The organism is Cyanobium sp. BA5m-10 (genome assembly GCF_024346255.1).
In the GTDB taxonomy this organism is placed as follows: Bacteria; Cyanobacteriota; Cyanobacteriia; order PCC-6307; family Cyanobiaceae; genus Cyanobium_A; species Cyanobium_A usitatum.
Genome location: NZ_JAGQCP010000015.1, coordinates 1 through 20,714 on the forward strand (window position 1 = coordinate 1; position 20,714 = coordinate 20,714).

The 20,714-nt window shown below is 64.6% G+C and carries 24 protein-coding genes; 14 read left to right on the forward strand and 10 right to left on the reverse strand.

The window, feature by feature from the left end:
• Window positions 1-200 precede the first annotated feature (200 nt).
• Together KBY85_RS07260 and KBY85_RS07265 are read left to right on the forward strand one after the other, a co-directional pair.
• Window positions 201-1,760, forward strand: a complete 1,560-nt coding sequence (locus tag KBY85_RS07260) for an NAD(P)H-quinone oxidoreductase subunit N (protein WP_254960858.1) — start codon at window positions 201-203, stop codon at window positions 1,758-1,760.
• A gap of 36 nt (window positions 1,761-1,796) precedes the next feature.
• The gene (locus KBY85_RS07265; RefSeq protein ID WP_254960859.1) at window positions 1,797-2,471 is read left to right on the forward strand and encodes an ABC transporter ATP-binding protein; all 675 of its coding nucleotides are present in this window, start codon (window positions 1,797-1,799) and stop codon (window positions 2,469-2,471) included.
• Here KBY85_RS07265 and KBY85_RS07270 read toward each other — a convergent pair.
• The 5 genes from KBY85_RS07270 to KBY85_RS07290 all read right to left on the reverse strand — a co-directional run bounded on the left by KBY85_RS07270 (window position 2,464) and on the right by KBY85_RS07290 (window position 6,724).
• Window positions 2,464-3,615, reverse strand: coding sequence for a M23 family metallopeptidase (locus KBY85_RS07270; RefSeq protein WP_396121825.1), 1,152 nt, complete (start codon window positions 3,613-3,615; stop codon window positions 2,464-2,466). The two genes, KBY85_RS07265 and KBY85_RS07270, sit on opposite strands and share 8 nt — an antisense overlap.
• 51 nt (window positions 3,616-3,666) lie before the next feature.
• Complete coding sequence (locus KBY85_RS07275) at window positions 3,667-4,374, reverse strand: biotin--[acetyl-CoA-carboxylase] ligase (protein WP_254960861.1); 708 nt, start codon at window positions 4,372-4,374, stop codon at window positions 3,667-3,669.
• Window positions 4,371-5,564 carry an aminotransferase class I/II-fold pyridoxal phosphate-dependent enzyme gene (locus KBY85_RS07280; protein WP_254960862.1) on the reverse strand — a complete coding sequence of 398 codons (1,194 nt, stop codon included), beginning with the start codon at window positions 5,562-5,564 and terminating at the stop codon, window positions 4,371-4,373. Before KBY85_RS07280 ends, KBY85_RS07275 begins: the two co-directional genes overlap by 4 nt.
• Window positions 5,551-5,871 carry a thioredoxin gene (trxA, locus tag KBY85_RS07285; RefSeq protein WP_254960863.1) on the reverse strand — a complete coding sequence of 107 codons (321 nt, stop codon included), beginning with the start codon at window positions 5,869-5,871 and terminating at the stop codon, window positions 5,551-5,553. The genes KBY85_RS07280 and trxA overlap by 14 nt, the downstream gene beginning before the upstream one ends.
• A gap of 79 nt (window positions 5,872-5,950) precedes the next feature.
• The gene (locus tag KBY85_RS07290) at window positions 5,951-6,724 is read right to left on the reverse strand and encodes a PspA/IM30 family protein (RefSeq protein WP_254960920.1); all 774 of its coding nucleotides are present in this window, start codon (window positions 6,722-6,724) and stop codon (window positions 5,951-5,953) included.
• Between the two features lie 87 nt (window positions 6,725-6,811).
• On the opposite strand from KBY85_RS07290, the gene KBY85_RS07295 reads away from it, so the two are divergent.
• Window positions 6,812-7,360, forward strand: coding sequence for a DUF721 domain-containing protein (locus KBY85_RS07295; protein ID WP_254960864.1), 549 nt, complete (start codon window positions 6,812-6,814; stop codon window positions 7,358-7,360).
• Here KBY85_RS07295 and KBY85_RS07300 read toward each other — a convergent pair.
• The 3 genes from KBY85_RS07300 to KBY85_RS07310 all read right to left on the reverse strand — a co-directional run bounded on the left by KBY85_RS07300 (window position 7,354) and on the right by KBY85_RS07310 (window position 11,364).
• Window positions 7,354-9,111 carry a glycosyltransferase family 39 protein gene (locus KBY85_RS07300; RefSeq protein WP_254960865.1) on the reverse strand — a complete coding sequence of 586 codons (1,758 nt, stop codon included), beginning with the start codon at window positions 9,109-9,111 and terminating at the stop codon, window positions 7,354-7,356. The genes KBY85_RS07295 and KBY85_RS07300 overlap by 7 nt on opposite strands.
• A 244-nt stretch (window positions 9,112-9,355) precedes the next feature.
• Window positions 9,356-10,429, reverse strand: a complete 1,074-nt coding sequence (locus tag KBY85_RS07305) for a glycosyltransferase (RefSeq protein WP_254960866.1) — start codon at window positions 10,427-10,429, stop codon at window positions 9,356-9,358.
• Window positions 10,429-11,364 (reverse strand): DMT family transporter, encoded by a 936-nt coding sequence (locus tag KBY85_RS07310; RefSeq protein ID WP_254960867.1) that lies wholly within the window; start codon window positions 11,362-11,364, stop codon window positions 10,429-10,431. The genes KBY85_RS07305 and KBY85_RS07310 overlap by 1 nt, the downstream gene beginning before the upstream one ends.
• Before the next feature lie 58 nt (window positions 11,365-11,422).
• Between KBY85_RS07310 and sppA the strand changes: the two genes are divergently transcribed.
• The 10 genes from sppA to KBY85_RS07360 all read left to right on the forward strand — a co-directional run bounded on the left by sppA (window position 11,423) and on the right by KBY85_RS07360 (window position 17,822).
• Entirely contained in the window at window positions 11,423-12,235 is an 813-nt protein-coding gene (sppA, locus tag KBY85_RS07315; RefSeq protein WP_254960868.1) for a signal peptide peptidase SppA, read from the forward strand.
• On the forward strand, window positions 12,232-12,609 hold the full coding sequence (aroH, locus tag KBY85_RS07320; protein ID WP_254960869.1) for a chorismate mutase: 378 nt from the start codon (window positions 12,232-12,234) through the stop codon (window positions 12,607-12,609). The genes sppA and aroH overlap by 4 nt, the downstream gene beginning before the upstream one ends.
• Before the next feature lie 88 nt (window positions 12,610-12,697).
• Window positions 12,698-13,291, forward strand: coding sequence for a DUF2808 domain-containing protein (locus KBY85_RS07325; RefSeq protein WP_254960870.1), 594 nt, complete (start codon window positions 12,698-12,700; stop codon window positions 13,289-13,291).
• A 96-nt stretch (window positions 13,292-13,387) separates the two neighbouring features.
• The gene (rpmH, locus tag KBY85_RS07330; RefSeq protein WP_006170261.1) at window positions 13,388-13,525 is read left to right on the forward strand and encodes a 50S ribosomal protein L34; all 138 of its coding nucleotides are present in this window, start codon (window positions 13,388-13,390) and stop codon (window positions 13,523-13,525) included.
• Between the two features lie 5 nt (window positions 13,526-13,530).
• Entirely contained in the window at window positions 13,531-13,914 is a 384-nt protein-coding gene (gene rnpA, locus KBY85_RS07335; protein ID WP_254960871.1) for a ribonuclease P protein component, read from the forward strand.
• Entirely contained in the window at window positions 13,911-14,318 is a 408-nt protein-coding gene (locus tag KBY85_RS07340; RefSeq protein ID WP_106501423.1) for a PH domain-containing protein, read from the forward strand. Before rnpA ends, KBY85_RS07340 begins: the two co-directional genes overlap by 4 nt.
• A gap of 53 nt (window positions 14,319-14,371) precedes the next feature.
• Window positions 14,372-15,499, forward strand: coding sequence for a membrane protein insertase YidC (yidC, locus tag KBY85_RS07345; protein WP_254960872.1), 1,128 nt, complete (start codon window positions 14,372-14,374; stop codon window positions 15,497-15,499).
• A 3-nt stretch (window positions 15,500-15,502) separates the two neighbouring features.
• Window positions 15,503-16,042: a DUF177 domain-containing protein gene (locus tag KBY85_RS07350; protein WP_254960873.1), complete on the forward strand. Its 540-nt coding sequence runs from the start codon at window positions 15,503-15,505 to the stop codon at window positions 16,040-16,042.
• A 10-nt stretch (window positions 16,043-16,052) separates the two neighbouring features.
• Entirely contained in the window at window positions 16,053-17,528 is a 1,476-nt protein-coding gene (locus KBY85_RS07355; protein ID WP_254960874.1) for an AAA family ATPase, read from the forward strand.
• A 120-nt stretch (window positions 17,529-17,648) separates the two neighbouring features.
• Window positions 17,649-17,822 (forward strand): hypothetical protein, encoded by a 174-nt coding sequence (locus KBY85_RS07360; RefSeq protein WP_254960875.1) that lies wholly within the window; start codon window positions 17,649-17,651, stop codon window positions 17,820-17,822.
• Here the strand turns inward: KBY85_RS07360 and KBY85_RS07365 are convergent.
• Window positions 17,819-18,598, reverse strand: coding sequence for a mechanosensitive ion channel family protein (locus tag KBY85_RS07365; protein WP_254960876.1), 780 nt, complete (start codon window positions 18,596-18,598; stop codon window positions 17,819-17,821). The two genes, KBY85_RS07360 and KBY85_RS07365, sit on opposite strands and share 4 nt — an antisense overlap.
• A gap of 122 nt (window positions 18,599-18,720) precedes the next feature.
• Here KBY85_RS07365 and KBY85_RS07370 point away from each other — a divergent pair, with 122 nt between their 5' ends.
• Window positions 18,721-19,884, forward strand: a complete 1,164-nt coding sequence (locus tag KBY85_RS07370; RefSeq protein WP_254960878.1) for an aminotransferase class V-fold PLP-dependent enzyme — start codon at window positions 18,721-18,723, stop codon at window positions 19,882-19,884.
• Between the two features lie 76 nt (window positions 19,885-19,960).
• Here KBY85_RS07370 and aqpZ read toward each other — a convergent pair whose 3' ends face one another.
• Window positions 19,961-20,701, reverse strand: a complete 741-nt coding sequence (gene aqpZ, locus KBY85_RS07375) for an aquaporin Z (RefSeq protein WP_193486053.1) — start codon at window positions 20,699-20,701, stop codon at window positions 19,961-19,963.
• Window positions 20,702-20,714: the final 13 nt, after the last annotated feature.

Here is a 20,714-nt window from a genome sequence, read left to right on the forward strand (position 1 = left end):
CCATCGAGGCTTCCACCTTGAAATCCTTGGGAAGAAAACCCCGGATCGTGCGGGCCTTCGTCGGACTTTCAACAATGACCAGGGTGTGACCCACAGGCACGCGGTGAACCGCTACCTCTTTATCGCATCGAGCCCAAGTTGACAGCCAGGCGCAGCTACAGTCACCCCATCACAGCTCCCACCTCGCGGTCCCCTCGCTGATGTTCCTGCTGGGCGCCCTCTCCTCCGTGGCCGATGCGATCGGCAGTGGTGCCGGAACGGGAGGATTAAATCTCCAGCTCAACGCTGGCGCCATCGCCCCGGAGGCGGCGGTGCTGATCGCACTGCTCACCTGCCTGCTGGTGGATCTCGCTGGCGAAAAGGCGGCCAGCCGCTGGGTTCCACCGATTTGTTATGCAGGCCTGGGCAGCGCCCTAGTGCTGCTTGCCCTGCAGTGGAACACCCCCGACCTGCAGCCCGCCTTCGTGGGCTCCTTCCTGGCGGACAACCTGGCGATTGCCTTCCGATCCGTGGTGGCGGCCTCCACCTTGATTTCACTGCTGCTCAGCTGGCGCTACGTAGAGCAGAGCGGCACGCCGGTGGGTGAATTCGCCGGCATCCTGCTGGCTGCCACCCTCGGCGCCATGTTCCTATGTGGCGCCACCGATCTAGTGACAATTTTCGTGTCGCTGGAAACCCTCTCTGTGTCTAGCTATTTGCTGGCTGGCTACATGAAGAGGGATGCCCGCAGCTCCGAGGCAGCACTGAAATATTTGCTGGTGGGTTCGGCCGCCGCGGCTGTATTCCTCTACGGCGCCTCCCTGCTTTACGGCCTCACCGGCGGTGCCACCGGCCTTGATGCCGTAGCCCTGGCCCTGCGCACCAGCGCCTCGCCCGTTACAGCCTTGGCCCTGGTTTTCGTGCTGGCCACGGTGGCCTTCAAGATCGCAGCGGTGCCCTTCCACCAATGGACCCCCGACGTCTACGAGGGCTCGCCAACGCCGGTGGTGGCCTTCCTTTCGGTGGGTTCCAAGGCCGCCGGCTTTGCCCTGGCCCTGCGCATCCTGGTGGGCTGCTTCGAGAGCTTTGATGCCCAGTGGAAGCTGCTTTTCACCGTGCTTGCGGTGCTCAGCATGGTGCTGGGCAACGTGGTGGCCCTGGCCCAAACCTCGATGAAACGGATGCTGGCCTACAGCTCCATCGGCCAGGCCGGCTTTGTGATGATCGGCCTGGTGTGCGGCACCGAAGACGGCTTCGCCGCGATGGTGCTCTATATGGCGGCCTACCTGTTCATGAATCTGGGCGCCTTCGCCTGCATCATCCTGTTCTCGTTGCGCACCGGCTCCGACCGCATCGCCGATTACGCCGGCCTTTATCAGAAGGATCCGCTGATCACCCTGGGCTTAAGTCTCTGCCTGCTTTCCCTAGGTGGCATACCGCCGATGCTTGGCTTCTTCGGCAAGATTTATTTATTTTTTGCCGGCTGGGCCGATCACCAATACCTGCTGGTGGTGGTGGGTCTGGTCACCTCGGTGGTATCGATCTACTACTACATCTCAGTGATCAAGATGATGGTGGTAAAAGAGCCCCAGGAAGCTTCAGATGTGGTGAAGGCCTACCCGGCGATCAATTGGTCTGTGGCTGGCCTGCCCGCCCTGCGCACCGCCCTAGTGGGCTGCGTGATTGTCACCGCCGTGGGTGGCATTCTCTCCAACCCTCTGTTCACCTGGGCCAGCCAGGCTGTTACCGGCACGCCGATGCTCGTTCAGGCCATTGGTTGAACACGGGTCATTTGTTAAGAACAGGGCCGCGATTTGATGGGGGATCCCGTTGCCCAACTTGAGGGCGTAGACAAGGTTTATGGCAGCGGCGAGATGGCCGTTAAGGCCCTCGATGGTGTGGATCTCACCGTCAATAGAGGGGATTACTTAGCAGTGATGGGAGCGTCCGGCTCCGGCAAAAGCACGGCCATGAATATTCTCGGCTGCCTCGACCGCCCCTCCAGCGGCAGCTACCGGCTCAACAACACCCCGGTGGAAGACCTCAGCGATGACCAGCTCGCTGATTTGCGCAACCGAGACCTGGGCTTTGTGTTTCAGCAGTTCCATCTGCTGCCACAGTTGAGCGCCCTCGACAATGTGATCCTGCCGATGGTTTACGCGGGGGTGCCTGCGGCTGAGCGGCGCCAACGGGCCCAGGCCGCTCTCGAGCGGGTGGGGCTGGGTCAGCGGCTAAATAACAAGCCCAATCAGCTCTCGGGCGGCCAGCAGCAGCGGGTAGCCATAGCCAGGGCGATCATCAACCAGCCCGCCCTGCTGCTGGCCGACGAGCCGACCGGGGCCCTGGATTCCCAAACCACCGCCGAAGTACTCGACATCTTCGATGCCCTGCATCGCGGCGGCATGACCGTGGTGATGGTTACCCACGAAGACGACGTGGCTGCCCGGGCCGAGAAAATCGTGCACTTCCGCGACGGCCGGATCCTCAGCTAAGGGTGCGTGGCCGCTCCAATCTCTCCAATAGCTGCCCCATCAACAGGGCGATGGCATCGCTGCCGGCGGCCCCCTTGCCCGGGTCTAGATCACCAGGATCAACCGCCACCCAGCCGCCGTCGCCGGGCAGCCGCAACTCGAAGTGCAGATGGGGTCCGCTGCTCAAGCCCGTGCTGCCGACCCGGCCGATTACCTCGCCCTGGCGCACCCGATCACCCTCCTTGACGTAGAGCTCGCTGAGATGGCCGTAGAGAGTGCGGCGCCGCGGCCGGTCGTGTTCGACCTCAACCGCCAGGCCATAGCCACCCGCCAGGCCACTGCTCACCACCAAGCCGCCCAGGGCTGAAACCACTGGCGTGCCTTCTGGAGCCGCCAAATCGCGGCCCGCGTGCATCAGCCAGCTGCCCAGGATCGGGTGCAGCCGGTAGCCGAAGTTGCTGGTGGTGACCGCCGAACCAATAAGAGGAAACAGCAGCTTGCGGTTGCCGTTGCCACCGATCGGAGCCGGGCGGGGCGTAACCCCAAAGACATCGGCAAGGCGAAAGCTACCGCCAGCGCCGGCCAGCAGGGCCGAAACCGGCACCGTGAGCGGCGGCAGCAAGCGACCTTCGCCGTCATAGCGGCCAAAAGATTCAGCGCCCGCTACTCCGCCACTTACGCCGTTGTTGGTACGGCCGCGCCAGCGCACCACCAAGCCCCTGCTGCACTCCTGCTGGGAAAGGGCGCCGCTGCGACAGGCCTGCTGGTGGGCAGGAACGTTGAAGGGGGTCGTGCCGGAGCCCGAACGAATCCGGGCCCGCTCCACCGGACTAACCACCCCATCACGCACCAGCTCATCGAGGGAGGCATCAAAACGGGCCGGCGGCCGGCTCGGCAGGGCAGCCGGATCGGGACGCAGCGGCTGGGCCAGGGGCACGGGCGGTGGCGCTGGCGGCATCTCGATTGCCCGCTGGGGGTTGGCTCCAGCGGCAGCAGGCGAAGGGGCAAGGCCAGGACTGAGCTGGTCTTGCCCCCAGGCCAGGCCCACTCCCAGCAGGGGGGATGCCATAAAGGGCAGCATCCCCACCAGGGCCCGGCCCCGGCGCAGGGGGCTTGGGGCAGCAGGATTTAGGGGGGCTTGCCCCGGTGGCTGGCGATCGCGCATAGGCGCCATTGTAAAAATCCTGCCTAACCGCGCCCTTGCCGAGGAACGGCCTCAGAAGTGGCGCTGGAGGGCCAGCTCCCGCCCCTGCCGGCCGAGGCGCAGGCGGCCATCGGCATGCAGACCCAGCACCTGCCAAAGCTCACCGTCGTGCAACCAGCCCGCCCCAGGGCGCCACAGCCGGGCCTCGGCGGCAGCGCGCACCTGGCAAGGCTGCTGGGCATGGGCCGCAGCCCATTCCAGGCCGGCAAGCACCCTGGGCAACAAGCGCTCTGGCCGCGCCAGGGGGTGGCCCTGGCGGCAGCCGAGGGCCTCTGCCACCGACAGGGCTCCAGGCGGCACCCGGTTGCAACCATTAAGACCAACCCCAACCTGGGCCGCGCGGATCCGCTGGCCCCGCAAGCGCATCCGGGGCAGCAACCCCGCAATTTTGCGATCCCCCACGAGTAGATCGTTGGGCCACTTGAGTTGCACCGCAAGCCCCAGGGCCTCGAGCTGCTGGGCCAGCCCCACCGCTACCGCAAGGCCCAGGGAGGCCGTTCCAGGCAAAGCCCCAGCCCAAGGAATGGCCGCACTTAGCCAGATCCCGCCCGCCGGCGACAACCAGGGCCGCCCCTGCTGACCGTGGCCAAAACGCTGGCGCCGAGCTGTTACCGCCAGCCGCTGCAACGACATGCCTGCGGCCTGGCGTCGCTCCAGCCAGCGATCAAGTTCGATCTCGGTGCTGGCACACACCGGCAGGCGGCGCAACTGCCAGCTCAAAGGGTGGCCAGCCAGGCACCGATGCGGGCCGCACCAGCCTCGAGGTCAGCCACCGGATGCACCAGGGCAAGGCGCAGCCAGCCCTCGCCTCCGGGGCCAAAGCCATTGCCAGGCGTCAGGGCCACACCGGTGGCCTCGAGCAAGGCTGCACAAAAATCCTCGCTGCCCCAGCTGCGCTGGCGCGCCTGGGGCGGCAACTCCAACCACAAATAGAGCGCCATTGAGGGCCGCCGCACCGGCCAGCCCACCGCCTCAAGGGCGTCAGCCATGCGATCGCGTCGCTGCCGATATTCCTGCCGCAACTGACCAGGCCAATGCGGAGCCTGCTCAAGGGCCGCAATTGCCCCGGCCTGCAAGGCAAGGGACTGATTGAAATCCACCACCCCCTTGAGCTGGCGCAAGGCGCTGATCAACCACTCGGCACCGATGGCGAAAGCCAGCCGGTAGCCCCCCAAACACCAGCCCTTGGAAAAGGAGAAAAACTCAATCCCGCAGTCGCGCCAATGGGGTGCTCGCAACAGGGCCGGCGCCTCGCCATCGAGGGCCAGATCCACGTAAGGGTTGTCGTGGGCCAGCACCAGCCCATGGCGAAAGGCCCTTTCCGCCGCTTCATCCAGCCAGACCTGCTGACCCGTAGTTGCAGTGGGGTTGTGGGGGTAGCCGAGCACCATCAACTTCAAGTCGTCCCACTGCTCTGGGCTGAGGGCATCAAAATCCGGTCGCCAGCCCGCCTCGGGATCTAGCGGCAACAACACCGGCTCAGCGGAAGCCAGGTGTAAGCCACCCAGGTGGGAGGGGTAGCAGGGGTCGAGCAGCAGGGCCCGATCACCCGGGTTAAGCACCGCCAGGGGCAGGTGGGCCGTGCCCTCCTGGGAACCCACCAGCAAAAGCACCTCCGTCTCCGGATCCACCTTCACCCCAAAGCGACGCTGGGCCCAATCGGCCACTGCCGAGCGAAAGGGCAGGGTCGCTGCGTGAAGGCAGTAGGAGGCGCTGGCGGGCTGACCAAGCTGGGCAGCGATCGCCTCGATGGCTGCCTCGGGGGGTTGCAGATCGGTGGAGCCGAGTGAGAGATCGAGGAGTGGGGATAGGCCCCGGATAGCGGCACGAGATGCGTAGGCCGATTTGCGCTGGTCATTGCGGGCGAAAACGCCGCTGCCAAGACGCGACAGGCGGTCAGATATGGGCATCCACAAAAGCCTGTAGCTGCGGTTTTGCCATGGCACCCTCGTGGCGTGCCAGTTCCTTGCCGTCTCGGAACAAGATCAGGGCGGGCAGTCCCTGGATCTGCAAGCCATCGCGAATCTCTGGGTTGGCGTCTGCCTCGAGCTTGCCCACCACCAGGCGACCCGCATATTCAGCAGCCATCCACTCCATCATTGGAGCCATCAGCCGGCAGGGACCGCACCATTCGGCCCACACATCCACCAGCACGGGCGTTGAACAATCGGTCACCTCAGCTTGGAAATTGGCATCGGTGAGATGAGCGACAGACACAACAACAGCCCTTAAAAACGTATGCGTACGGCGATTGTATGAAGCGGGGCAGCCGGCCGGAGACGAACTGCCAAGCCGCTCAAAGTTTGTCGATCGAACGCTTGAGCTCCTCGAGCTCCGGGTCTACCTCGCTCACCTTTACCGGCTCGAGCTGGGGAGCAGCTGAGCTTCCCAGGGGCAGGGATACCGGTGTCCCACCTGCGAGGCGATTTTTCAAAGCCGCCAATTCATCGTCAACCTCGGGGGCCCCTTCAAGCGCCGCAAACTGACTCTCCAGATCTGCTCCAGCCAGCTCAGCGGCGGCTTGGCTGCGAGCCTCCAGGGTCTGCACCTTTTCCTCCATGCGCTCAAAGGCAGCCATGGAGCTGTTGGTGCCGAGGCTGCCCACGGCGCTCTGCAGCTGCTCCTGGGCCTGGGCCGCCTGGGCCCGGGCCTTGAGCATGTCCTTTTTAGTTTTGGCCTCAGCGATCCTGCTCTCAAGTGACACCAAGCTCTTTTTGAGCTGGTCCACCTGACCCGCCTGGCTCTGCAGCTGGTTGTTGAGGGCAGTGGCGGTGTCCTGGCAGGTTTTGCGGCGCCCTAGGGCTTCGCGGGCCAGGTCTTCCTCACCCTTCTTGAGGGCCAGTTCAGCGCGCTCGTACCACGTTTTAGCCTGGGAATCGGCCTGCTCGGCCTGGTTCTGGATGCGCTTTTGGCTAGCGATAGCAGTAGCCACCGCCTGGCGAAGCTTGATCAGGTCCGACTGCATGTCGGCCACCGATTGATCCAAAATCTTGGAAGTGTCCTCCATCGCGCCTACCGCCGCATTGGCGTTGGCGCGGATCAGGCGGCTGAGGCGGTCAAAGAAGCCCATCGGAGGCTGCAGGGGCAAGGCTTGAGGTTAGCCAGGGTTTGGCTTGATTCACCAGCGGGATTGCCGCACCGCCGATAGGGTCAAGCCATGGCCAAGGCCCCCCGACAGCAAACCCGCCAACTCGGCAATCTGAGCCTGCTGATGCCGCCACCCCGGCAGCCCGCCAGCGCCCTGGCCAGCTGCCTGAGGGAATTGGAGCAACGCTGGCAGCAGGGCGGACACCTGGCAGCCCTATGGCAGGCCTGGCCCCGCATCGCCGGCGCCCAGCTGGCACCCCACTGCCGGCCCCTGCGGCTGCACAGCGGCCTGCTCACCGTGGGCGCCGCCCCTGGCCCTTGGCTGCAGGCGCTCCAATACAACCGCCACCAACTGCTGGGGGCCCTACGCGCCAACGGCTTCACCGTGCGCGACATACGCCTGGAGCAGCACCACCCCAGCGCCGCCGTAGCCCCCGGCCGCCAGCAGGAGGAAGAGGTGTGGAGCGTCCATCCCAGCCGGGTGGACGTCCACGGGATGGCTAGCTGTCCCCGCTGCACCAGCCCGGCCCCCGCCGGTGAGATGGCCCGCTGGGGCCATTGCAGTTTCTGCCGGCAAAAGCAGCTGACCCAGTCTTTAGAAGGCGCGCAGCCTCAGTAGCGCTCGGGGCGCTGCAGCCGCCAGTCGGCGGCCACCCCCTGCCGCTGCAGCTGAGCCGCCCGCTGCTCCAGGCGACTGCGCTCCAGACGCCAGAGGGCATAGATACCGCGGCGACTTAATAGCTGGGGTTTAAGTCCCTGCCAGTGGGGCTGGGCGGCGGTGCCGGAATCAATCACCACCAACACACTTGGCTGCTGCGCCGACGTGCTGGCGGGTTGGCCTGGGCGGCTCTCATGCCGGAGGCGATCGGCCAGGTTCAACAGGTGCTGGGGCTCATCACCCTCGAAGATCACCACCCGGCGGCTGTAGTAATGCAGCGAGGGTTTGAGCATGCCGAGCATCGCCAGCGGCTCGCTGGGCCTCCAGGCTGAGCGGGCCTCAGCCGCGAGCTCCCTCACTGGGGCGGCCCGCAGCCGATCCCCCAACTCCACCAGCGGCAGCAACACGGCCGGCACAAATGCAGCAAGCGGCAGCTGCAGGGCCAGCAGGCCCGACAGAGCGTCCTTGCGCCAGCCTGCCCAGGCCCCCAGCAGCAGGGCTAGGGCCCAGAAGGCCGCGGCCAGGGGCACCCAGGGCGCCGCCAACAGCTCAGCCACCAGGCTGGGCATCTCGGGGGCCTCAATCAGCGGCAGCCAAAGGGGTCCTGCCGCGAAGCCCCCGGCCACGACCGCCGTGAGCAGCAGGCTCAGCCACCAGGCCCAGCGCCGGCCCCGCTGAGCAGCCAGGGCCACCAGCAGGCCCGCCGCCGGTGTGGCCGGCAGCCAGTAGCTGGGCAGCTTGGTGGCGGCCGCAGTGAAAAACAGAAACACAGCCAGCAGCCAGCAGGCGGCGAAGCGCTGCAGGGAGAGCTCGGGCGCCAGCGGCTCCGCCGGCAGCCAGCGCCAGCGCAGGCGCCCCAGGCCCTGGGCCAGCCCCAGCAGCAACAAGGGCGTGACCGGCAAGCTGGCGATCACCAGCACGGGCACGAAGAACCACCAGGGAGCCTGGTGGTTGTTCACCACCGCGGTGAATCGCTGCAGATTGTGATAACCAAAAAAGCTCTTCCAGAACGGCTCCCCCTCTACCAGCAGCGCCAGTCCATACCAGGGCAGCGCCACCAGGGCGGTGAGTGCCAGTCCAGGCAGGGGCCGCAGCCGCGCCCACAGCCCGCCCAGATCCGCCTGCAGCCAGCCAAATAAAAGGAGGGTGAGCCCCAGCAAAAGCACCGCCACCGGCCCCTTGGCCAGCACCGCCAGCCCCAGCACCAGCCAGGCCTGCCACCAGCGGCGCCCGCCTGCGGCGTAGCAGCGCCAGCTCAGCAGCAGGCTGAACCCCAGACACCCAGCCAGTAGAGCATCACTCACGGCGATGCGGCCCCACACCAACGCCAGGGGCGAAAGGCCATAGGCCAGGGCGGCCGCCAGCGCCGTGGCCCCTGGGGCCCGGGAGCGCTGGGGCCAGCGCAGCAGCGTGTGGGCCAGGCCCAGCATCAGCGCCACGCTGGCCAGGGCCGAGGGCAGCCGCGCCGCCCAGGTGCCCAGGGGGTTCCAGGCCTGCTGCCCCGGCAGGGCATAGAGGGCCCCCATCAGCCAATAAACAAGCGGCGGCTTGTCGTAGCGGGGCAGGCCGTTGACCCGGGGAATCAGCCAGTCGCCCGTTTCAGCCATCGCCCGCGCGGAGGCGGCGAACAGCGGCGGTGTTTCATCCACTAGCCCCGTGCTGCCGAGCTGCCACACGAACAGCAGCAAGCCGATCGCCAGGGTGCCGAGCAAGACGAGGCGATGGCGGGTCAGCGTGGCCGGTGGCGGCTCAGCGCTTAGCAGATCTGGCGTTAAGCGCTGTGGCAGAGGGCGTTTTGCCGAAGCATTCAACGTACTGAAGCGACGTGCGCCCGCTGGTGGCAAGCCGGACCTGGCAGTTCCTACCAACCGCCATCAAACAGATCGACGATCTCGGCGGCGGCTAGCTGATCACAAACGGTTCACCTGCCGCATGGCCGTGAATGCCCCATCTCAGTCAGCTCAGCCCCGCCAGCAACCACGCCTCCACCCGCTCCGCCAGCACCGCCCGCGTGGCGTTGGCCTCCACCCAGGCCCGGCAGGCGCGTCGCTCGATCGCACCCACCTGTGCCACCGCCGCCGCCAGGGCCGTCACGTCATCAGGCTCCACCAGCAGTCCAGTGAGACCGTGCTGCACCAGCTCGCCGGGGCCGCCGCGGCGATAGGCCACCACCGGCACACCGCAGGCCAGCGCCTCCACCACCACGTTGCCGTAGGCCTCATTCCACTTGGGGGTATTCAGCAGGGCCTGGCAATGGCCGAGCTGCTGCTGCAGCTGATTGGTGGGCAAGAAACCCCGCCACTGCAGGGTGCCAGCCGGCACCGACGCCTCCACAGCTGCCGCATAGACCTGGTCTTCCACCAAACCCCACACCGCTAGGGGTAACCCCAGCTGGGCCGCCGCCGCCGCCGCGTCCTCCAGCCCCTTCTCCGGCGCCACCCTGCCGGCCCAGCCGAGCAGCGGCTCAGGCTCGGCGCAGAAGCCGTAGGCGTCTAGGTCAAAGCCATTGCCCAGCACCACCGGCGCCTGGGGCAAACGAAAATCCTCCGCCTGCACGCGGGTATGAAAAGCGAGGCGCCGCTGATCCCAAGCCGCCAGCTCGGCAATCGCCAAATCCATGGCCTCACTCACCGAACCCATGCTCACCAGGTGAAACAGGGGCAGGGGCGCTAGGGGGGTCAACCAGAGAGGCAGCCAGTCGTAGGCCAGGTTGATCACCGCCTCAAAGCCGGCCCCAGGCCCCTCCAACAGCGCCCGCCGCCAGAAGGCCTGCAGCAGGCCATCGGCCGGCATCGTGATCGCAGCACTGCGCTGCTGGTGCTGGGCGCTGGTCTGGGAGCTGCCGCTACAGGTCCAAAGTTCGGCGGCGAGGCAGGAGGTGGGCAACACCGACTCCTCGGCCGCCAGCACCGTCACCCGGTGGCCCCGCGCCAACAACCCCGCTACCAGGGCACAGGCCGTGAGCTCCACCCCACCGCCGCGGCCACTGCCCAGGGCTCCCACCGGAGTACTCACCACCAGGATCCGCATCACGGCTGCTCCAGCAGGGAGGTACCGCGCCAGAGCTGCTTGCGCCGGTTGATCAACAGCACCGACACCAAGGCCAGCAGGGCCCCGAGCCACTGCAGCGGCTGCAACTGCTCATCAAGCAGCAAAACCCCGCAGAGCAGGGCGAAGACGGGAGTTAAGAAGGTGAGAGCGGTGAAACCCGTGAGGTCACCACTGTTGGCAAACCAGAAGAAGAGGCCGTAGGCCAGGGCGCTGCCGAGCACGGTGGCGTAGGCCATCAATCCCCATTCTCCCAGGCTCCAGCTGGGCAGTAAGGCCCCCTCCCAGGCGACCCCGCCCAGCAGCGGCAGGCCACCAAGCAGAAGGTGCCAGCCGGTAATTGCCACCGGATCGCTCTGGCGGCTGGCGTAGCGACTAAGCACCGTGCCGATGGCCATCGCCGCCGCCGCCGCCAGCATCCACAGCTCCCCATGGCTCCAGGCCTGTTCGCCAAGGGCGACGGGACCATCGAGCCACCAGTGGCGCAGCACCGGTGCCGGCAAACCCAGGCAAAGGATGCCGAGCAACCCCAGCAGCAGGCCCACCCAGCCCACCGGATTGATCGCCTCCCCAAACAGACTGCGGGCCAGCAGGGCCACCAGCAGGGGCTGGGAATCAATAAGTACCGAACCCAGGCCCGCTCCGGTCTGGCCCAGGCCCCGGGCCAGTAGCCCCTGGAAGAGGCTGCCGTCCACCAGGGCAAAGGCCAGCAACCAGGGCCAATCAACGGCAGCGACCCGCAGGGAGCGGCCCAGCAACAGGGCGGCCAGCAGCACCAGAACCCCCGCTGGCAGCAGCCGCAGGCTTGCCACCTGCAGGGGACTGCCGGATTCCAGCAGGGGCCGCATCGCCGCCATCGCCGTGCCCCACAGCGCAAAAGGGAGCAACATCAAGGGCCATCGCAGGGCCTGGGGCATGGGCTTCCTGGCCGGCGAAGGCTTTGTTTTTAAGATCCAACCACTTCACCTATCCCAAATGCCCTGGCCCTGGCGCCGCAAGACCCGTCGCACCCTGGCGCGCATTGCCATCGAAGGACCAATCGCCGGCCCCACCCGCAGCCGGGTGCTCAAGGCCCTGCGCCAGGTGGAGCAACGGGAGTGCCCTGCTCTTCTGCTGCGCATCGATAGCCCCGGCGGCACCGTGGGCGACAGCCAGGAGATCTACAGCGCCCTAATGCGCCTGCGAGAAAAGGGCTGCAAGGTGGTGGCCAGCTTCGGCAACATTTCCGCCTCAGGCGGGGTCTACATCGGAGTTGCCGCCGAAAAAATTGTGTCCAACCCAGGCACGATCACCGGCTCGATCGGCGTGATTCTGCGGGGCAACAACCTCTCCAAACTGCTGGAGCGGGTGGGCGTGAGCTTTGAAACCGTCAAGAGCGGCCTCTACAAAGACATTCTTTCGCCGGATCGCGCTCTCAGCGAAGGTGAACGCAAGCTGCTGCAGAGCCTGATTGATTCGAGCTACCACCAGTTTGTGGAGGCTGTAGCAACGGGAAGGGGGCTTAACCAAGAAACGGTGCGCGGCTTCGCCGATGGCCGGGTGTTCAGCGGCGCCCAAGCCCTGGAGCTGGGTTTAGTAGATGTGCTCGGTGATGAGGAGACGGCCAGACGACTGGCCGCTGAGCTGGCTGGCCTCGACCCTGAGAAAACCCGCCCAACAACCTTTGGCAGCCCGCCTAAACGCTTTGGCGGTGTACTGCCAGGCCGCAGCCAACTGCGCCAGCTGATCGAGGGCTTCAGCTTGGAACTGGCCTGGAACGGTCAACCCCTGTGGCTCTACAGGCCATGAATGCTGGTTTTGAGCTGCGGGCCCTACGCGGGGCAACCACCGCCGAGGCGAACAGCACCGCGGCGATTCAGGCCTGTGTCAAGGAGCTTGTGGATGCCCTGATGGAGCGCAATGGACTCCAGGGAGAGCAGCTGGTGTCGGTGACCTTTTCCGTAACCCGGGATCTGGATGCCTGTTTTCCGGCGGCCATCGCCAGGCGCCAGCCAGGCTGGGACCAGGTGGCTTTGCTCGATTGCCAGCAAATGGAAGTAGCGGGCGATCTGCCTCGCTGCATCCGACTGCTGGCCCATGCCTGGCTACAACCGCAGCAGACCCCGATGCACCCCTACCTGCGCGAGGCAGCTGGCCTGCGACCAGATCGGGCTCAGCCATAGGCCCGCCGCCACCTTTGGGGCCGGCCACCCCGGGCACCGGGGCAGCAGCTCCCTGCTGAGAATCAAATCACTTATTGGTGCAGCCCTGATGGGTTTCCCTCGCCTTCGCCACCAACTCGCCCTCCCGGCCCTGGCCGCCAGCGCCGCACTCGTCACTGGAGCAGTTGCGCTTAGCACCAGTCTCCAGCCGAGCCTGGCCCAGGGCACGCCCAGCTTGATGGAGTTCCGCTGGGACAACACCAAGGACTACCGCAAGCTCTACTTCTTTATGACCGAAACCCAGCGCCTCAAGCGCTCGGAGTACTACTTGATACTCAGACCAAAAGATCGCAAGACGGCAATTCTAAAACTAAGTATCAGCGTCCCAAGTTATTTTGACACCAAGATTGATCCCAAGCGAGTCAAGCTCTGCAAGATGAGTGAGGGCGGCATGATGTCTCGCACCAAGTGCCAGGAGACCATCCCAGCCACGATCGAAGTATCTGCCGATGGCGGTGCCATAGAGATTTTCCCAGATACCCCCGTGCCAGACACCGGCACCATCGGGGTGTACATGAACATCTTCAATCCCTTCAACATCGGCATGTATCAGTTCAATGCCCTGGCCCAAGCCCCCGGCGACGTGCCAATGGCCGGCTACCTGGGCAGCTGGCTGATTCAGATCGATCCGCCTAACAACTGAGTGGCATAGACACTGAGCCCCAGCGGCGCCAACCCCGCCTGATAGGTTGGCCCTTACGCCCATTACCGACGCAATAAGCGCAGCGAAGAGCCAGCCATGACCAAGCGCACCCTGGAAGGAACGAGTCGTAAGCGCAAGCGCGTATCTGGTTTTCGTGTGCGCATGCGCAGCCACACAGGCCGCCGCGTGATCCGCACCCGCCGCCGCCGCGGCCGGGCCCGCCTCGCCGTTTAAGAGCCTTGGCCCTGCCCCAGTGCCACCGGCTTAAGGGGCAACGGGTGTTTGACCGTTTGTATCAGAAGGGCCGCAAAACGCACGGCCCTTTTTTGTTGCTCCGCGTTTTGGACGCCCTGCCCCAACTCCTACCTACCAAGCAGCAAGCAAGTCCGTCCAGCACTTGGCGCTGCGGAATTGTGATCAGCAGCAAGGTGCACAAACGATCCGTGCGCCGCAATCGCCTGCGCCGGCTCCTGCACGAGCACCTACTTGCCCAGCAAATCGGCGATGGCCAGCGCTGCCTCTGGCTGCTACTCAGCCTCAAACCCGGTAGCGCTGAGCAATGCCCCCAGTCCTTACTGGGAGAATGCAGTCAACTTCTTCACCAAGCAGGCCTGACGCGATGAGCACTGCCCCCGCCACCTCCATTGAGGAAAGCGTTTTCTACGAAGGTGGACCCGCCAAGGGAGACCTGATCTTCAATTTGGTGCTCGGGCTCACCCTCATCGGCATTCCTTTCGCCATTGGAGCGATCGTGCGGGCTTTTTGGCTGCGTTTCCGGATCACCAGTCGCCGCATCGAGGTAAATGGTGGCTGGCTGGGGCGCGACCGCACCCAGGTTGTGTACAGCCAAATCAGGGAGGTGCGCAGTGTGCCCCGCGGCTTCGGCCTCTGGGGCGACATGGTGCTGGTGCTCAACGACGGCTCCAAGCTCGAGATGCGCGCAGTGCCTGGGTTCCGGGACCTCGAGGCCTACATCGAGGAGCGCCGCCAAGCCAAAAGGTCCACACCCAAGGGCATGGCCGCCTAGACCATCAGTCACACTGAGCCCACGCGCCCCCCTACCCCGAGAGCCCCTCTGCCGTGATCGGCTACATCTCCGACAACCTGCTGCTCCCAATCCTCGATTTCTTCTACGGATTGGTGCCCAGCTATGGCCTGGCAATCATCGCCCTCACCGTGGTGATCCGGCTGGCCCTGTTCCCGCTCAGCGCCGGCTCGATCCGCAACGCCCGCCGCATGCGGATCGCCCAGCCCGCCATGCAGAAGCGGCAGGCCGAGATCAAGGCCAAATACGCCAACAACCCACAGAAGCAGCAGGAGGAGCTGGGCGGGTTGATGAAGGAGTTCGGCAGCCCCTTAGCTGGCTGCCTACCCCTGCTGGTGCAGATGCCGATCCTGTTTGCCCTGTTCGCCACCCTGCGGGGCTCACCTTTCGCGGATGTGCCTTACACCCTCAACCTAAAGGTGCTGCCTGCTGAGCAAATCGCCGCAGTCGAACCCAAACCCTTCAACAGCCCAAGCCACTCGATCTTCGTTACCGAAACCACCCACGTGCCGGTGATCGCCAGCCTCGAAGGCGGCACCAAGCTGGGAGTGGGTGATTCGGCCCAGGTGAAGCTGCACACCAAAGACGGCTCGAGCTTTGCTTCGGTGCTGCAGGGCATCGACCATGGCGACGCCTACACGCCCGCCTGGAGCGTGACCAAAGGAGAAGGCGTCGTCAGCGTGGCAGCTGATGGCACGATCACTGCCCTAGGCACCGGCGACGCCACAGTTGAGGCCAAGATCCCCGGCCTGGCAGCTCGCAGCGGCTTCCTGTTCATCAAGGCTCTCGGCCAGGTGGGCTTTATGACCGATGGCGCCGTGAACTGGGACATTGCCATCTTGGTGGCAGGTTTCGGCGCCAGCCTGTTTGCCTCCCAGATCCTTTCTGGCATGGGCATGCCCGCCAATCCTCAGCAGTCCACCGCCAACAAGATCACCCCGGTGATGATCACCGGCATGTTCCTGTTCTTCCCCCTGCCGGCTGGGGTGCTGCTCTACATGGTGGTGGCCAACATCTTCCAGGCCCTCCAGACCTTCCTGCTCAGCCGCGAAGCCTTGCCCGACAACCTGCAGGCGATCCTTGACCAGCAAATGGCGCAGCAACCCGTGACTGTGTCAGCCAGTGGCGGTCGCCTGCCATTCGAACCCAAGGGCAAGAAGTGACCCGTGTCCAGTTCACCCCAGCCAGAGCACTCTGATCAGATTGTCGGGGAGAGGCTTCGGCCGGTTCCCCTTTCTGATCTGCGGCACCTGGAAGCTGGGCGCCATTGGCAAATAGACCAAACCATCGAGGGTCTAGCCAGCCTCACACCGGTGCGAGGCCAACTACACGCCAACCATCGAGGCAACGTGCTGGAGGTGGTAGGCAAAGCAGAAACGATCGTCACCCTCTGCTGCGACCGCTGCCTCCAGCACTTCAACCATCCCCTGCGCGCCAGCAACCAAGAATTGCTTTGGATCGGCGAACCCGCCCCAATCCCATCCGACTCGATGGCAATGGAGGGCGAGGCTGACGACAGCGGCCTGATGGAGCAGCTAGATCCCAGGGGCAATTTCGATCCAGAACACTGGGTATTTGAGCAACTAAACCTGCTGCTACCCATCGTTAACAACTGCGGCAAGGACTGCCCCGGTCCGGCCACCTGGAGCAGCGACGGCGCCGGCATCGATTCCCGCTGGAGCGCCCTGCAGGGCCTAAACCCCTGAGCCTCCCTCCGTGACCGACAGCTGGGCCGACCAACTCGATCTACTAATCCGGGCCCGCACGCCGATTCTGTGGATCCGCAGCCTTGAGGAGGAACGGGTTGATGGCCTGCTGGAACAAGCCGCCCAACGACTGGGCGGCCGCACCCTGCTGCGCTGGGACTTCATTGATGGCTTGTGCGGTGCCCCAAACCGCAGCGGCGAGGCCACCCGCAACCCGATGGCGGCCCTGGCCTGTCTCGACACCCTGCCGCCCGAGCAGGGGGCCCTGCTGGTGCTGCGCGATTTTCACCGCTACTGCGAAGACGCCGGCGTCTGCCGCCGGCTGCGCAACCTGGCCTCGAGCCTGCGCCAGGCCCCCCGCACCCTGGTGATCACCGCCCCCGACTGGGCCATTCCCCGGGAACTGGAAGACAGCATCACCCTGCTGGACCTACCCCTGCCTGATGCCGAAGAAATCCGTCAACTGCTCAGCACGATTGCTGGCGCCAGTGGCTATCCGATGGCAACGGCCGTGTGCGAGCAGCTCACCGCCGCCTGCCACGGCCTCAGCGAGCAGCGGGTGCGCCAGCTAGCTGCCCGAGCCCTGGCGCGGCGCGGCCAACTCGGGGAGGCTGATTTAGCCGAGGTGCTGGAGGAGAAACGTCAGGCGATCGCCAAGAGCGAGTTGCTGGAGTACTGCCCAAGCGAAGCCAGCCCCGCTGATATCGGAGGCCACGAAGCACTCAAGCACTGGCTGGAGCAGCGCCACATGGCCTTCAGCGAAGAAGCGATGCGCTACGGCCTGCCCCTACCCCGGGGCGTGCTGCTGGTGGGGCCCCAGGGCACCGGCAAATCGCTCACCGCCAAAGCAATCGCCCACAGCTGGAGCATGCCCTTGCTGCGCCTGGATGTGGGCCGGCTTTTTGCCGGTTTGGTGGGGGCTTCAGAGGCCCGCACCCGCGACATGATCCAGCGGGCGGAGGCGATGGCGCCCTGCGTGCTCTGGATCGATGAGATCGACAAAGGCTTTGGGGGCGATTCCCGCAGTGACGGCGGCACCAGCCAGCGGGTGCTGGGCACGGTGCTCACCTGGATGTCGGAGAAAACCAGCGCCGTGTTTGTGGTGGCCACTGCCAATGGCGTCGACAAGCTGCCAGGCGAATTGCTACGCAAGGGGCGCTTCGACGAGATTTTCCTGCTGGATCTGCCCAGCGCTGACGAGCGCCGCTCCATTCTCGATCTGCAGCTGCGTCGCCGCCGGCCAAAGCACATCATCACCCTGGAAGTGCTGGTAGATCGAACTGCGGGATTCTCAGGCGCCGAACTGGAGCAGACCGTGATCGAGGCCATGCACCTGGCCTTCGCCGAGCAGCGGGAATTCGGCGAAGCCGACCTCATCGCTGCTGCTAGCCAGGTGGTGCCCCTTTCGCGCACCGCCCGGGAGCAACTGGAGGCGCTGCAGGCCTGGGCCAGCGGCGGCCGGGCCCGGCCCGCTTCCCGCGGTTAGGGAAAGCTGGCGTTGATGTCGCGGCGTAACGAACTCCGACGTCTGGTAACAAGCTCGGCGCCAGGCCAGGAATCAAAAGGAAATCACCTCTACGTTCTGGCCCAAGCCGCCCGAGCATCCGTGAGCCCCACCCCGAACAGCCGCCCTGAAGTTCTTAGCCAACTGGCGGTGGCCTGCCTTGGAGCAGGAATCGTGACCACCGTGGCGGTGGCTCAGGGCCAGAACCCACTCACCGCCTTGGGCATCACGCTTTTTTCAGCAATCGCCGCCGTAATGGTTGGCCAGGTGCTCTAGTTAGCGCCCATCGCCAGCGGAATTCTGGGCACGGGGAAGCCATTGGCACCAAGCACGTCGATGATCATGCGATTGGTGTCGAAATACACCTGCCAATAGTTGCTGGTGTGGGTGTAAGGACGCACCGCCAGCCGTGGACCACGCTCACTAAACTCGAGCACCTCGACGTCTGCTTCCATGCCAGCAAACTGATTAGGCACCTGCTTAATGCCCTCTTTGAGCAGGGCAATGGCTCGGGCTACATCGGCGGAATTATCGAGCTGGGCTACTAGCTCAACGCGACGATAACCATGGACCGAATAGTTCTGGATGGTGTCACCAAACAACTTGCCATTGGGCACGATGTTGCGCACGTTGTCTGGGGCCAGCAACGAGGTAACAAACATGCCGATTTCCTCCACTGTGCCGGTGATTCCAGCAGCCGTGATGAAGTCGCCAACACTGAAGGGACGGAAAATCTGTAGAAAAACCCCAGCTGCAAAGTTGCCGAGCATGCCACTCCAGGCCGCCCCGATGGCTACGCCGGCACCCGCAAGCAGGGCAGCAAAGCTGGCTGTCTGAATACCAAAGAAGCCGAGTATCGCTACCACCAAGATCACTCGCAAGACCGCAGCGAGGATGTTGATCAGATAGCCAACAACCGTCACATCGAGACTGCTACTGCGCAAACTTTTGCGCATAATGCGCATTGCCAGCTGAATCAGCCAGCCACCAGCGATCCAGAGGGCTACTGCCCCAACCAACTTCAAAACAAAGGGAACAATCGTGGAGACCACGAGCGCTGACAGATCTGGAATTGGCATTGCCAACAATTAGTAGATTGAACTAACTGGATCCTCACGGATCAATCGACCGGTCGTCAATGCAATGCCAGGATCCGAGCAAATAAACGCTCCTGATGCCAACTAATTTCCGCGCCCAGCTACCCGCCCTGGCCAACAAGACCTACTTCAACTACGGCGGCCAGGGGCCCTTGCCGAGCTCATCCCTCGAGGCCATCACGGCCGCATGGCGCAGCATCCAGGAGCTGGGTCCGTTTACCGGCGCGGTATGGCCTTTTGTGGAACAGACCACCAGCCAGCTGCGTCAGCACCTGGCTGGCTGGTTTGGCGTGCCAGCGCACCGGTTGGCCTTCAGCGAAAACGTAACCAGTGGCTGCGTACTGCCGCTCTGGGGCCTGCCATGGCAGGCAGGCGACGAACTCCTGATCAGCGACTGCGAGCACCCGGGGGTGGTGGCCGCCTGCCGCGAACTAGCCCACCGCCAAGGGCTTGTGCTCACCACCTTGCCGGTGGCGGATCTACGCGGCACTGCCGATGACACAAACAAGCAGGTGCTGCAGCGATTGGATCGCCAGCTCAGCCCCGCCACCCGATTGGTTGTGCTTTCACACCTGCTCTGGAATACGGGCCAGGTGATGCCGATTGCAGCGGTAGCAGGCCAGCTCAGCTCACACCCCAAGCATCCCTGGCTGCTGGTGGACGGGGCCCAATCCCTTGGGGCCATTCCGATCGCAACTGCAGCCGCGGCCGCCGACATCTACGGCTGCACCGGCCACAAATGGTGCTGTGGCCCCGAGGGACTGGGAGCAGTAGCCCTATCGGAGCGGGTGGTGCGAGAGGCCAGACCAACCCTGATCGGCTGGCGCAGCCTTAGCCACGAAGCCAGCGGCCAGAGCGAATTTCACACCGACAGCCGCCGCTTTGAAGTGGCCACCTCCTGCGTACCCCTTTGCGCTGGGCTTGAGCAATCCCTGCACCTGCTGGAGGCGGAAGGCACTGCCGAAGAGCGCCTGGCCCTGATTCAGCAGCGCAGCGGCTATCTCTGGCAAGGACTGCAGGCCAACCCTCGGGCCCGCACCCTGTTGGAGGTGCCGCCACCAGCGGGGCTGGTGAGCTTTGAGCTCAGGGGCGAAGATCCGGAAAGGGTGGTGAAGCGCCTGGGCGAGCAAGGCATCTGGCTGCGCAGCCTCGACGATCCCCACTGCCTGCGGGCCTGCACCCACATCACCAGCACCGAAGCCGAGATTGACCAGCTGCTTGCAGCTTTGCAAGCGTTCTGAGTCGCTGCCAACTTCAAACAAAAAAAGGGGCTTTCGCCCCCCTCAGTAGATCCAGCTTGCCTAGATCTAATTGCGATCAGGAAGCCTGGTCGCTGAACACATTGCGGTACACCCAGCCAGCCAGCAGGGCTCCCACAATCGGTGCTACCCAGAACAGCCAGAGCTGACCCATCGCTTCCACTCCGGCCCAAACAGCCACTGCAGTGCTACGGGCAGGATTAACCGATGTGTTGGTCACCGGGATGCTGATCATGTGAATCAGGGCCAGGGTGAGGCCAATAGCAAGGCCAGCAAAGCCAGAGGGCGCCAGGCGATCAGTGGCACCAATAATCACCAATAGGAAGAAGAAGGTGAGCACTAGCTCCACGATCAAAGCTGCCCAAAAGCCATAGCCACCTGGTGAATGGGTGCCCCAGCCATTTGTAGCCAGCGGATTACTACCAGCCATCACCAAATCAAAAGCAGGGCCACCAGCCACCACAAGCTTGATAAAGCCTCCGGCCAGCACGCCGCCGATCACCTGAGCCACGATGTAAGGCAGCAGCTCCGATCCCTTCATGCGGCCGCTAGCCCAAAGGCCGAAGCTCACCGCCGGATTGAGGTGACAACCAGAGATGTGGCCAATTGCATAGGCCATGGTCACCACCGTGAGACCAAAGGCCAGCGACACGCCCAGAAAGCCCAGACCAAAGGGATTGCCGGGGGCAATATCAGCTCCAGTGAGATACGGGAAATTAGCGGCGATTGCGGCACTGCCGCAGCCTCCCAACACCAGCCAAAAAGTACCGAAACCTTCGGCAAGAAGCTTCTTGCCCATCGGAACAGAGGTT

Excerpts from the sequence above, each read along its gene's own strand:
- KBY85_RS07260 (WP_254960858.1), top strand. The coding sequence starts at position 201 with ATGTTCCTGCTGGGCGCCCTCTCCTCCGTGGCCGATGCGATCGGCAGT.
- KBY85_RS07265 (WP_254960859.1), top strand. The coding sequence starts at position 1,797 with ATGGGGGATCCCGTTGCCCAACTTGAGGGCGTAGACAAGGTTTATGGC.
- KBY85_RS07270 (WP_396121825.1), bottom strand. The coding sequence starts at position 3,615 with ATGCGCGATCGCCAGCCACCGGGGCAAGCCCCCCTAAATCCTGCTGCC.
- KBY85_RS07280 (WP_254960862.1), bottom strand. The coding sequence starts at position 5,564 with ATGCCCATATCTGACCGCCTGTCGCGTCTTGGCAGCGGCGTTTTCGCC.
- KBY85_RS07290 (WP_254960920.1), bottom strand. The coding sequence starts at position 6,724 with ATGGGCTTCTTTGACCGCCTCAGCCGCCTGATCCGCGCCAACGCCAAT.
- KBY85_RS07295 (WP_254960864.1), top strand. The coding sequence starts at position 6,812 with ATGGCCAAGGCCCCCCGACAGCAAACCCGCCAACTCGGCAATCTGAGC.
- KBY85_RS07305 (WP_254960866.1), bottom strand. The coding sequence starts at position 10,429 with ATGCGGATCCTGGTGGTGAGTACTCCGGTGGGAGCCCTGGGCAGTGGC.
- KBY85_RS07310 (WP_254960867.1), bottom strand. The coding sequence starts at position 11,364 with ATGCCCCAGGCCCTGCGATGGCCCTTGATGTTGCTCCCTTTTGCGCTG.
- sppA (WP_254960868.1), top strand. The coding sequence starts at position 11,423 with ATGCCCTGGCCCTGGCGCCGCAAGACCCGTCGCACCCTGGCGCGCATT.
- aroH (WP_254960869.1), top strand. The coding sequence starts at position 12,232 with ATGAATGCTGGTTTTGAGCTGCGGGCCCTACGCGGGGCAACCACCGCC.
- KBY85_RS07325 (WP_254960870.1), top strand. The coding sequence starts at position 12,698 with ATGGGTTTCCCTCGCCTTCGCCACCAACTCGCCCTCCCGGCCCTGGCC.
- rpmH (WP_006170261.1), top strand. The coding sequence starts at position 13,388 with ATGACCAAGCGCACCCTGGAAGGAACGAGTCGTAAGCGCAAGCGCGTA.
- KBY85_RS07340 (WP_106501423.1), top strand. The coding sequence starts at position 13,911 with ATGAGCACTGCCCCCGCCACCTCCATTGAGGAAAGCGTTTTCTACGAA.
- KBY85_RS07370 (WP_254960878.1), top strand. The coding sequence starts at position 18,721 with ATGCCAACTAATTTCCGCGCCCAGCTACCCGCCCTGGCCAACAAGACC.
- aqpZ (WP_193486053.1), bottom strand. The coding sequence starts at position 20,701 with ATGGGCAAGAAGCTTCTTGCCGAAGGTTTCGGTACTTTTTGGCTGGTG.